Annotated in this window: 10 protein-coding genes; 6 read left to right on the top strand and 4 right to left on the bottom strand. The window is 33.7% G+C overall.

Features of this window, described 5'->3' with window-relative positions:
- Positions 1-320: 320 nt before the first annotated feature.
- The 5 genes from mnmG (at position 321) to PQ463_RS17875 (ending at position 7,525) form a co-directional block, all read left to right on the top strand.
- Positions 321-2,192, top strand: coding sequence for a tRNA uridine-5-carboxymethylaminomethyl(34) synthesis enzyme MnmG (gene mnmG, locus PQ463_RS17895; RefSeq protein ID WP_111377752.1), 1,872 nt, complete (start codon positions 321-323; stop codon positions 2,190-2,192).
- 440 nt (positions 2,193-2,632) lie between these two features.
- A complete protein-coding gene (locus tag PQ463_RS17890) occupies positions 2,633-3,481 on the top strand; it encodes a class I SAM-dependent methyltransferase (protein ID WP_274254841.1) in 849 nt (282 codons plus the stop codon).
- 236 nt (positions 3,482-3,717) lie between these two features.
- Positions 3,718-4,302: an OmpH/Skp family outer membrane protein gene (locus PQ463_RS17885; RefSeq protein ID WP_066033199.1), complete on the top strand. Its 585-nt coding sequence runs from the start codon at positions 3,718-3,720 to the stop codon at positions 4,300-4,302.
- Positions 4,303-4,405: 103 nt separating this feature from the next.
- On the top strand, positions 4,406-6,685 hold the full coding sequence (locus tag PQ463_RS17880) for a helix-turn-helix domain-containing protein (RefSeq protein ID WP_274254840.1): 2,280 nt from the start codon (positions 4,406-4,408) through the stop codon (positions 6,683-6,685).
- 78 nt (positions 6,686-6,763) lie between these two features.
- Complete coding sequence (locus PQ463_RS17875; RefSeq protein ID WP_274254839.1) at positions 6,764-7,525, top strand: hypothetical protein; 762 nt, start codon at positions 6,764-6,766, stop codon at positions 7,523-7,525.
- A gap of 248 nt (positions 7,526-7,773) precedes the next feature.
- Here the strand turns inward: PQ463_RS17875 and PQ463_RS17870 are convergent, their stop codons facing one another.
- On the bottom strand, positions 7,774-8,211 hold the full coding sequence (locus PQ463_RS17870) for a hypothetical protein (protein WP_274254838.1): 438 nt from the start codon (positions 8,209-8,211) through the stop codon (positions 7,774-7,776).
- A 121-nt stretch (positions 8,212-8,332) separates the two neighbouring features.
- A complete protein-coding gene (locus PQ463_RS17865) occupies positions 8,333-9,304 on the bottom strand; it encodes an HU domain-containing protein (RefSeq protein ID WP_274254837.1) in 972 nt (323 codons plus the stop codon).
- A gap of 237 nt (positions 9,305-9,541) precedes the next feature.
- Between PQ463_RS17865 and dprA the strand changes: the two genes are divergently transcribed.
- Complete coding sequence (gene dprA, locus PQ463_RS17860; RefSeq protein ID WP_274254836.1) at positions 9,542-10,642, top strand: DNA-processing protein DprA; 1,101 nt, start codon at positions 9,542-9,544, stop codon at positions 10,640-10,642.
- A 251-nt stretch (positions 10,643-10,893) separates the two neighbouring features.
- Here dprA and trpS read toward each other — a convergent pair whose 3' ends face one another.
- Both trpS and PQ463_RS17850 read right to left on the bottom strand, forming a co-directional pair.
- On the bottom strand, positions 10,894-11,868 hold the full coding sequence (trpS, locus tag PQ463_RS17855; RefSeq protein ID WP_274254835.1) for a tryptophan--tRNA ligase: 975 nt from the start codon (positions 11,866-11,868) through the stop codon (positions 10,894-10,896).
- A gap of 123 nt (positions 11,869-11,991) precedes the next feature.
- Complete coding sequence (locus PQ463_RS17850) at positions 11,992-12,369, bottom strand: GxxExxY protein (protein ID WP_274254834.1); 378 nt, start codon at positions 12,367-12,369, stop codon at positions 11,992-11,994.
- Positions 12,370-12,410: the final 41 nt, after the last annotated feature.

Raw genomic sequence — 12,410 nt, 5'->3', positions numbered from 1 at the left:
AGTTCTGATTTGAGAGTTCTGATTTGAGAGTTCTGATTTGAGAGTTCTGATTTGAGAGTTCTGATTTGAGAGTTCTGATTTGAGAGTTCTGATTTGAGAGTTCTAGTTTGGAAGTTCTAGTTTGGAAGTTCTAGTTTGGAAGTTCTAGTTTGGAAGTTTAAAATGTTTCACGTGAAACATTTTGATTTAAAGGTTCCAGTTTTTGGAATTTGGAATTTTTAAAATTGAAGATTTAAAAAAAGCGTTCCACGTGGAACAAGAAAAATATAAAAGTAATTCTAGAAACCGCGTTAGCGGTTTTTGGAGAATAATAAAACAAAATGTTTTTAGAAGAATACGATGTTATTGTGGTTGGTGCAGGCCATGCTGGTTCTGAAGCTGCGGCTGCGGCTGCAAATTTGGGATCGAAAACTTTATTGGTTACAATGAGTTTGCAGAACATAGCACAGATGTCTTGTAATCCTGCGATGGGTGGAATTGCAAAAGGACAGATCGTTCGTGAAATTGATGCGCTTGGTGGATATTCAGGAATTGTTTCTGATAAGACTGCGATTCAGTTTAAGATGTTGAACAAATCAAAAGGACCAGCAATGTGGTCGCCAAGAGTTCAAAGTGACAGAATGCGTTTTGCAGAAGAATGGAGAATGATGTTGGAGGCTACTCCAAATCTTGATTTTTATCAAGAGATGGTAAAAGGGTTGATAATCGAAGACGGAAAGATAAAAGGAATTAGAACTTCACTTGGTGTGGAGATTCGTTCCAAATCTGTGGTTTTGACAAATGGTACTTTTTTGAATGGTTTAATTCATATCGGAGAAAAACAATTCGGAGGAGGTAGAGCAGGAGAAAGTGCTGCAACGGGAATTACCGAAGATTTGATCAAAGCAGGTTTTGAAGCTGGAAGAATGAAAACAGGAACGCCACCTCGAGTAGATGGACGTTCTTTAGATTATTCTAAAATGAACGAAGAAAAAGGAGATGCTAAGCCAGCTAAGTTTTCTTATTCAGATGTGACTTCTCCGTTAACGCATCAGCGTTCTTGTTACATGACGTACACTTCGTTGAATGTTCATGATATTTTGAGAGAAGGTTTTGATCGCTCTCCAATGTTCAACGGAAGAATTAAAAGTTTAGGGCCAAGATACTGTCCATCGATTGAAGATAAAATAAATCGTTTTGCAGATAAAGAACGTCACCAATTATTTGTTGAGCCAGAAGGATGGAATACTTGCGAAGTTTACGTAAACGGATTTTCAACTTCACTTCCAGAAGATATCCAGTTCAAAGCGCTTCGTTCGGTTGCAGGTTTTGAGAACGTGAAATTTTTTAGACCAGGTTATGCAATCGAATATGATTTCTTTCCTCCAACGCAATTGAAACATACGTTGGAAACAAAGTTAGTTGAAGGTTTATATTTCGCTGGACAAATTAATGGAACGACGGGTTATGAAGAAGCAGCTTCTCAAGGTTTGATGGCTGGAATAAATGCACACTTGAAAGTACACGAAAAAGATCCATTGATTTTAAAACGTGATGAAGCGTACATCGGAGTTCTAATTGATGACTTGATTACGAAAGGAACAGAAGAGCCGTATCGTATGTTTACATCGAGAGCAGAATATAGAACATTGTTGCGTCAAGATAATGCCGATTTCAGATTGACTCCAATGTCATATGAAATTGGTTTAGCTTCTGAAGACCGTTTACGAAGAATGGAAAAGAAATTGAACGAATCTGAAAAGATGGTTCAATTCTTCAAAGAAACTAGTGTAACGATTGCAGAAACAAATCCGATTTTAGAAGCAAAAGAATCTGCGCCAATTTCTCAGGGAGATAAAATGTTTAAGATTTTCTCTCGTCCGCAGATTGAATTAGAAGATATGTTGAAATTTGAAAAGGTTGAAGCATATATCAAAGAAAATGATTTGGATGAAGAAATTGTGGAGCAAGCCGTAATTCAGGTAAAATATTCTGGTTATATCGAAAAAGAAAGAAATAATGCAGATAAATTAAATCGTTTGGAAGAAGTAAAAATTCCAGACAATTTTGATTATAATAAAATTAAATCTATGTCTATTGAAGCAAAACAGAAATTAAGCAAGATCCGTCCTGTAACTATTTCTCAAGCTTCAAGAATAAGCGGAGTATCACCAAGTGATATTTCCGTGCTTTTGATTTATATGGGAAGGTAAAAAAGTTTGCAGTCTCAGTTTTCAGCTTCCAGTTTTTACTGAGACTGTAAACTGGGACTAAAAACTTTTGAATGTTCCACGTGAAACTATAGTGCTTTTAGGTTTTTATTTCAGAATTGAGAATAAATCTAAAATCTAAAGTTTGAAATCTAAAATTGTTTTCTGTTCCACGTGAAACCTTTTGCTGAAATAAGAGTGATTTTTTGAAATAATTTGAATTATCAATGGTTTCAGATGTAAAGAAAAATCAGATTTGAAAAGGATATTATTTTGTAAAGCGGATGAATAAAGTAGATTTACAATTGTATTGAATTATCAATTTTGAAGAAATCAAAAAGAGTTTAGAAAAATAAAAGAAAAAAACAAAAATCCTAAAAGCGATAAAATTTCGTTTTTAGGATTTGCTATAAATTAAACCCAAATATCTATAAAATTAAAAAATGAACGTTTTAAACAAAAAACACTTTCTTACGGTTAAAGACCATTCTGTTTCAAAAGAAATTTTTGATTTGTATTATGATGAAGAATTAGACATGCTAATTACTTCACCACAACCTGAACTTCAAAATTTGGGTAAATATTACGAAAGCGAAGATTATATTTCGCATACAGATAACAAACGTTCGTTATTTGAAAAAGCATATCATTTTGTAAAAAACATTGCGCTTAAGAATAAATTGAATCTAATCAATAGCCAGCAACCAAAAAAAGGAAAACTTTTGGATATTGGTGCTGGAACTGGAGATTTTCTTTTAACAGCAAAAAATGACGGTTGGGAAACCATTGGAGTAGAACCAAGCGATCGTGCTAAAAATATTGCTAAAGAAAAAGGAATTTCATTTGTAGAAGAAACTAGCGCTTTAGAAAGTAATTCTTTGGATGTAATTACCATGTGGCATGTTTTAGAACACGTTCCAAATTTAGAGGTTCAGATTCAAGAATTGAAGCGTTTATTAAAACCAACTGGAACATTAATTGTTGCGGTTCCAAACTACAAATCATTCGATGCGGGTCATTATGAAACTTTTTGGGCCGCTTATGACGTGCCAATTCACTTTTGGCATTTTTCTAAAAAATCTATTCAATTGCTATTCGAAAGAGTAGATATGAAATTAGAAAAGATACTTCCAATGAAGTTCGATTCATTTTACGTGAGCCTTTTATCCGAAAAATACAAAACAGGAAAGATGAATTACATCAAAGCATTTTTCATTGGATTAAAATCAAATTTAAAAGCGAAAAACACAAAAGAGTATTCATCGCATATTTACGTTTTGAAAAACAAATAAATTACAAAAAGCATCTAAAGCCATTTTGCCCCTAAAAGACAAGATGGCTTTTTTAGTTGATATAAAACAAGACAAAAAGTAACTAAAATATTGCGATAACATTGGTTTATGGCTATGTTTTTTTCTATAAATAAAAACAATATCATAAATTTTGCGCATTTTTTAAACTTTATGTTGATGCTATTGATTTTTTTATATTTTTGTCTTCAATACTTAAAAAATAGAATTTAAAAAAAATGAAAAAAGCATTAGTTATTATCGCACTTTCAGTTTTCGCAGTTTCTTGTAACAAAACAGCAGAGGTAAAGGAAGTAAAAACAGCTTACGTGGATACTTCGGTTTTGATGAAAGAATACACTGAGGCAAAAGATTTAGAGGCAAAGTACAAAGCTCAAGCGGAAGAAAAAGGTAGACAATTACAAGCTGAGATTTCACGTTTTAAACAAGACGCTGCTAATTTTCAAAGCCAAGCACAAGCAAATGGTCAGGCTTGGGCACAGCAAAGAGGTGCTGAATTGCAAAAAAGAGAGCAGCAATTAGGTTATGCACAACAAGCATTAGCTCAACAATTGCAACAAGAAAGTGGTGTTGAGATGGATTCTCTTGTTAGTGGAGTTAAAAAATTCATTAAAGATTACGGAAAGAAAAACGGTTACTCTTACATCTACGGAACAGGAGATGCTGCAACAATTTTGTATGCTGAAGAGAAATACGATATCACAAAAGAAATTATCAAAGCTTTAAATGATAAATACAAAGCAGAGCCAAAAGCAGATGCAAAACCAGCAGCTGAAACAAAAGAAGGCGAAGCAAAAAAATAAAAAACTACCAAACTAACTAAATTACTGAAAACCTAAATCCACTAAGATTTAGGTTTTTTCTTTTTATAAAAATGCGGTAATTTTATTATTTAATACAAGCCCAATGCAGAACGTTTCAGAAGCGGCAGCTTATACTTTGCAATTCATTAATCAGACCCAGAAATCTATTTTCCTTACAGGAAAAGCAGGTACTGGAAAAACTACGCTTTTACGCGAGATTATCGCGACAACGCATAAAAATACTGTGGTTGTTGCACCTACGGGAATTGCGGCTTTGAATGCTGGAGGTGTCACAATCCATTCCATGTTTCAACTTCCGTTTGCTGCATTTATTCCGTCGTACGAAGGAAGTGCTCAGTTTACCGAAACAGTGAAGTTTGAAAACAAAGAATCATTGCGACGTCATTTCAAGATGAATAACGTCAAGCGAAATGTAATCAAAAACATGGAGCTTCTTGTGATTGATGAAGTGAGTATGATGCGCGCCGATTTGTTGGACGCGGTCGATTTCATGATGCAGACTGTTCGAAGAAATACACAGCCTTTTGGAGGAGTCCAGGTTTTGTTTATTGGCGATTTGTTGCAATTGCCGCCGGTTATTCGTGATGAAGAATGGCGAACGCTGAAAAACTACTACCGCGGGAAATTCTTTTTTCATTCTCATGTTCTCCAAACGTATCCGCCAATTTACATTGAATTGTCAAAGATCTATCGCCAGACCGATGATGCTTTTATCTCGGTTTTGAATAATTTGCGAAATAATCAGATCACTCCCGAGGACATAGCTATTCTAAATCAGTATGTTAAGCCAGATTTTGACTTCAAAGAGAACAAAGGCTATATCACACTTACAACGCATAATGCCAAAGCTGATTCTATCAACTCACAGTCAATCAGTGATTTAGATGGTAAAGAATACGTTTATACGCCATTTGTGGTGGGAGATTTTCCAGAAAAGATATTTCCTGTCGAAGAAGAACTGAAATTGAAAGTCGGCGCGCAAATCATGTTCGTCAAAAACGATCTTTCTTTTGAAAAGAGATATTTCAACGGAAAGATGGGTGTAATCAAATCGCTTTCAGACGAAGAAATCTTTGTTCACTTTCCAGAAGAGAACATGACGCTTGAAGTAGAAAAGTACGAATGGAAAAATATCCGTTACAAAGTCAACGAACAAACCAAAGATATCGAAGAAGAGGTTTTGGGAACTTTTGCGCATTACCCGATTAAGTTGGCGTGGGCCATTACGGTGCACAAAAGCCAAGGTTTGACTTTTGACAAAGCAGCGCTCGATGTATCGCAAGTTTTTCTGCCTGGGCAGGCCTATGTAGCACTTTCGCGTTTGCGTTCTTTAAACGGGCTTATTTTGCTTTCTCCGATGCAGATGAATGGTATTTCGAATGATCAAGATGTGATGGATTACGCTTTGAATAGAGCGACAGAAGAAACTTTGGAGAAAGCGCTTCACTTCGAAACTAAAAATTTTATTCATAACTATTTGATAAACAGTTTTAATTGGGGAGAATTGGCGCAAGAATGGCGAAATCATCGTTTCAGTTATAACGAAAATGCGGCAGGTTCCGAAAAAACGAAACATGCGGTGTGGGCACATAAACGCATGGAAATTATCGAGCAGCTTTTAGATCCTTCGCAGAAATTCATTTCGCAACTCAATAAAATTTTCATCAAAGAAACGGTCGATTTGTTTTTTGTGAAAGAAAGGGTAGATGCGGCCTACGATTATTTTTTCAAAGCGATGGACAAATTGGTGGATGATTTGATTTATAAAATGGCTGAAATTCAAAAATTTAAAAAAGTAAAAGAGTTCTACGAAGAGCTTAACTTTTTGGAAGATCTTCAGACCAAAGCGGTTTTGAGATTGATGAAAGCCAAGTTATTGATCGAAGTGGTTGTTGCCGGTGAAGAAATCAGTAAAGAAAAGCTTTCGTCGCCAAATATTAAAAATTATAAAATCAACAAAGCAGATAGGATTAGAGAAGAGCTGAAAACGACAAATACAGACATTTTTAGAACAGAAGAACCCGTTGTTCGATACAAATCAGGTAAGACAGAGAAAAGTGAGCTTAAAACGGCTAAAAAAACGACAGTCGAAGAAACCTACGATTTGTGGATGGATAAAAATTCGGTTGAAGATATTGCGAGGATGCGTAAATTAAACGTTCAAACTATCGAAGGCCATTTGATAAGACTTATTCAGTCGAAGAAAATTGAGATCACCGATGTTCTGCCTTATGATAAAATTTTGGCTTTGCGAGAAGCTTTTCAGTTTTATCAAGAAGAATCTTTGAGCGGTTTGAAAGAAAAGCATGGTGATGAATTTACTTGGGACGAATTGAAAATGTTCAAAGCGAGCATCAATTAATTTTTAGAGCGTCCTACGTGAAACACTGTTTTCTGTATTTCAAAAATCTAATTTCTAACGCATTAAATTATTTATGACATGAAAACATTTAAAATATTGCTAACAATTTTGGTGTTTAATTCTTCATTTTTGATTGCTCAGGATTTGAAACCGGAATATCAAAAGTTCATTTCGAAATTTATTTTGGAAGTGAAAAACAGCGATAAAGAAGCAATTGCAAAGCGAATAAAATTTCCGTTCAAGCGTGAATATCCAATTCCGTTAGTAAAAGATAAAGCAGATTTTGTGAAAAGATATAATCAAATTTTTGATAAAGTTCTGATAGAAAAGATAACAAAATCTGATCCTGCAAAAGATTGGTCAGAAGTGGGCTGGCGTGGGATTATGCTCAATCAAGGTGATTTGTGGATAGACACTGATGGAAGAATTATCAGCATCAATCATCAATCTGATGAAGAAGTTAAAATAAAAAATTCGTTGATTGCTGCACAGAAGAAAAATGTAAATGCTTCAATTTCAAATTTTAAAGAACCTGTTGCTATTCTAGAAACTTCAAAATTCAGAATAAGAATTGATGATTTAGGAAATAACAATTATCGTTATGTTTCTTGGGGAATCAAAAATAAAATGACGGATACTCCAGATCTTGTAATAGAGAAGGGAGTTTTTGTCGCAGATGGAACAGGAGGGAATCATCATTACGAATTCAAAAAAGGTAATTTTAAGTACGAATGCCATTTTACTGTTTTGGGCGAAAAAAATTCGGCGCCTGCGGCGTTAATGGTATATCAATCTGGGAAAGAAATTTTATCTCAAGATGCAAAAATTGTTTCACGATAAACATTGGAGAGAAGTTGTTTTAAAAAGATATTTAATCTCAACATTGAAATATATGCTGAAACTCGGAGAGGTTAAATATCTAGAGAATTCAAATAAAACAAATGAATAAAAGCTCCAGCAGAGCGACATATTTATTATACAATTATGTCGCTCTGCTGGAGCTTTATATTGTAAATATTTATTCTTTGCTATAAATATTTCGCTTCTTCGTAGCTTAAAAAAGAATCTGTTCTTTTGAAACAGTTTTTTTATATGGCTGACATTGCTTTTTCTAGCTCCCTTTCTTGTGTAATCTGAGTTAATTTCAATTTCTGAATATTTAGCTCATTTTCTTTGGTCTTAATTTTCTGTTTTTGCATTTCTTCTTCAGAAATTGAAGATGTGGTTATTTTGTTTTCAATTTTCTGATTGACAAGTTCCAGTTTGCTGATTTTTTCTTTTGTCGATTTCAAATCGCTTTCAGATTTTGAGAGGTTCTTCTTTTTTGTTTCGAGATCTTTTTGCTCTTTTTTTAGCTGAGAGATCTTGTCATCCAACATTTTATAATTGTCATTCAATTTTTTTTGCATTTGAATTTCAGCTTGTTGGTGTTCCAATTCTTGTATAGTGTTTGTTGTTTGCTGAGCAAAAAAAGATTGTGAACTCAGCAATAATAAGAGAACTAATGTTTTTAAAATTTTGTCCATAATGTTTAATTTTTCAAGCGAATTTATTCGAAGAAACTTTGATAAAGTGCGAATCAAAGTCTTAAAAACAACAGAATAGGACAAAAAAAATCCCGTTTTTTCGAAACGGGATTTTTTAAATTTATAGATTTTCGACTAGAATCCAAGCATCAGGATTTTCGCCTTTCTGTATTTCTTTTTGAGCTTGTTCTGCTTCTTTCATCGTAGCATAACTTCCGTACAAAACTGGGAATAAACCATGTTTGTTTTCTTTCAGCATTCTTGCTTTGAAACCATCTTTAATTAACTGGTTATAAGCTTTTCTAGCATTAGCTTCGCTTCTGAAAGCACCAGCAATAATGTGATAAGGCATTGTTGTTTCAACAGTTTCAACTTTAGCAGAATCAACAGAAAGTGTTACAGCTGGAAGCGGACTTTTGATAAAGAAAGTAGCTTCTTGAATTTTGTTCTGTACTTTTTTCTGAACGGCTTGTTCTACAACAAGTGTTTGGTTATCAATTTGATTTTGATATAGTGGGTAACCAATGCTTCCTGTAATTCCAAGTCCTAAAACAAGAATGGCAGCATATCGCAAGAACGGATTTGAAGATTTGGTTTCTTCTTCATTTTCGTATAATAAAACAGCATCTTTTTCTTTTGCCGCGATCTTTTCGATTTTTTTCTCGAAAGCCTCTTTTTTCACCATTGGCGAAACAAAAGGACTCAAGCCAAATGAAGTAGATAGAAAATTGGTCTGATCGTTTGGTTTGAAAATAATATTGCTTTCAGAATTTAAACGCAGTTCTCCAATGTTCTTTAAAAGAATTACGCCTTCTTCTTCCAATGTTTTTTTCCAGTTCAAAACCTCAAAAGCAATGGCGCTAACTGCAAAACCATAAGATGTTTTTTCAGCTTGTGCAATATGATTTGCCAACAATCCGTCGTTATTTTTGATACGACTGTTGAAAGAAATGGTTTTTTTTGGAGGAAAAAACGAATTAGTGCTTTCATTTAGCTGCGCCGAATGTGTTTCGGTTAAAAATGCACCAAATCCTGGAACCGTTACACACTGATAACGATACAATAACTGTGAGATATATACTTCGATTTTCATATTAACAAAGTTAGCCAACGCGTATAGTTATCAAAATTTTATTCACAATTTTTATTAACAATTCAGAATTATTTTTATACAATTCGTTTTCAATTAATTAACCCTTTTGTTTTTCTTCTCTGAGAACGAACTTAAGATTTATTCTTTAAAATTATTAAGAAATTACTTTGTTTTATAGATATTTGCGACTCATAAAGAATAGATTTATCTTTTCTATTTTACATAATATTACAAACAATGAACGATCAGGAATTATTTAGTTTGCTTGCCTTACTGAAGGTTGATGGAGTGGGAGATATAATGGGAAAAAAATTGCTTAATTCCTTTGGCAATGCGAGTGCTATTTTTAAAGCTAAGAATTCTCAATTGGCTGCCATTGATGGAATTGGCTCTGTTTTATTAAAAAATCTTAAAGATAAAACTGTTTTTGAAAAGGCAGACAAAGAGCTTTCATTTATAAAAAACAACAATATTCAGGTTTCTTTTTTTCAGGACGAAAATTATCCTGATCGTCTTAAGCATTGCATTGATGCACCAATTTTGATTTTTACAGCAGGGAATATTGACTTCAAATGCAAAAAGATAATCAGTATCGTTGGAACAAGACAAATTACCTCTTACGGAACTGAATTTTGTAGAAAGTTGATTGAAGATTTGGCTCCGCTAGATCCAGTGATTGTAAGTGGATTTGCTTACGGTGTTGATATAGTGGCGCATCAGGCAGCGATGGATCATAACTTGCAAACTGTTGGAGTTTTGGCTCATGGACTTAATCAAATTTATCCGCGTACGCATAAAAAGTATATGGCAAAAATGGAAGAGAATGGTGGATTTATAACAGAGTTTTGGAGTGATTCTAATCCAGATAAAGAGAAGTTTGTACGTCGAAATCGAATTGTTGCCGGAATGACTGAAGCTACAATTGTTATTGAATCTGCTGATAAAGGTGGATCACTAATTACTGCAAATATGGCCAACGAGTACAATCGTGACGTATTTGCTGTGCCAGGAAGAGTGACAGATAAATACAGTCAAGGCTGTAATAATTTGATTAAAACACAGAAAGCGAATGTGTTGACAAGTGCAGCAGATCTAGTGTATATGTTGAATTGGGATATTAAGGAAAAACCGAAAAACATTCAAAAACAGCTTTTTGTAGAGTTAGATTCTGACGAACAAAAAATCTACTATTTTCTCCAAAAGAATGGAAAAGAATTACTCGATCTCATTGCTATTGAATGTGATATCCCAATTTTCAAATTATCAGGAATTTTGATAGGTATGGAACTAAAAGGAGTTATAAGACCTCTTCCTGGAAAACTTTTTGAGTCAATTTAACGCAGAAAATCCTATATATTATGTTGTGAAAAATTTATGCAATCTGTATAAAACTTAAATCAGCAAGAGTTCAAAAAGCATATTTAGAATTTGAAATACTTAATGGTGAAATATTGTAATCCTCAATATACTTGTCTATCTTTTTTATTTTTAAGAGGTTAATATATTTGAAGTTACGAGAATATATTCTAAAAGAAAAACGCTGACCAGTTTTAGTATGATCAGCGTTTCTATAAAGAGTTTGTTTTAAATTATTTCTGAAATCCTAAAACTTCTCTAACTTTTGCTAAAACACCATCAGCAATTACAGAAGCTTTTGTTGCGCCTTTTTTCAGTAATGCGTCTACTTCTTCAAGGTTGTTGATGTAGTAATTGTATTTTTCTCTCTCGGTTTTGAATTTCTCAGTTATTAACTCAAATAAAGCTTGTTTCGCGTGACCATAACCATAATTTCCGCCTAAATAATTTGCTCTCATTTGCGCAGTCTGTTCTTCGTTTGCTAAAAGAGAATAAATTGCAAAAGCATTACAAGTATCTGGATTTTTAGGTGCCTCAAGTGGAGTAGAATCTGTCTCAATGCTCATTACTTGTTTGCGTAATGTTTTGTCATCCAAGAAAATATTGATAATATTGTTAGCAGACTTACTCATTTTTCCTCCGTTAGTTCCTGGAATCAGCATGATATTTTCCTGAATTTTTGCTTCAGGAAGTACGAAAGTTTCTCCCATTTGGTGATTAAAACGAGCCGCAACATCACGAGTAATTTCTAAATGCTGCAACTGATCTTTTCCAACAGGAACAAATTCAGCATCATACAACAGAATATCAGCCGCCATTAGCATTGGGTATGTGAAAAGTCCAGCGTTAACATCGTCTAAACGATCTGCTTTATCTTTGAAAGAATGTGCCAGAGTCAATCTTTGAAATGGAAAAAAACAACTTAAATACCAAGTCAATTCAGTAGTTTGAACCACATCAGATTGTCTATAAAACGTCACTTTTTCAGGATTTAAACCACAAGCAAGCCAAGCTGCGGCAGTGCTATAAGTGTTTTCTCTTAAAGTTTTTCCGTCTTTAATCTGAGTGATTGAATGTAAATCGGCAATAAACAAATAAGATTCATTTGCTGGATCGTTTGATAATTCGATTGCCGGAATAATTGCGCCTAATAAATTTCCTAAATGCGGTGTTCCTGTACTTTGAACACCAGTAAGTATTTTTGCCATTCTCGTTTTTTCTTATACTTGATCTGCAAAGTTCGTTTTTTTAGCGCAGAGTTCACAGAGTTTTTCGCAGAGTTAAGAAGATTTTTTAAGTTTTTTGAAGTTCGCTGCACTTTTCTACTGTTTTTAGATATTATTTATGACTCTTCTTATACCGTTTTTCAAAAGAGCTTCATTAAAGTTGATTAGTAAACCTAGTTTATAGTTGCCGAGTTTGAGGTAAGTTAATGTTTGTGCTAAATGATTTACCGTTAAAGTTTCAACTGCTTTAATTTCAATTATGAATTTGTTTTCAATCAGCAAATCGATACGATAGCCACAATCTAGTTTTATTTCCTCAAAAAATAACGGCATTGGTTTTTCCTTTTCTATCATTAAGCCTTTTTGCTTAAGTTTATAGAATAGACATTCTTGATAAACATTTTCTAATAAACCTGGCCCGAGCTTTCTGTGTATTTCGATTGCTAGACCAATAACAATAGTCGAAATTTCATTTTCATTCATTTTTTATTTAATTTTAACGCAGAATTTCGTATAAATATAAT

Source organism: Flavobacterium sp. KACC 22763 (assembly GCF_028736155.1).
Lineage (GTDB): Bacteria > Bacteroidota > Bacteroidia > Flavobacteriales > Flavobacteriaceae > Flavobacterium.
The sequence above is the reverse complement of the archived record's forward strand: the minus strand, read 5'-3'. Positions and strand labels throughout refer to the sequence as shown.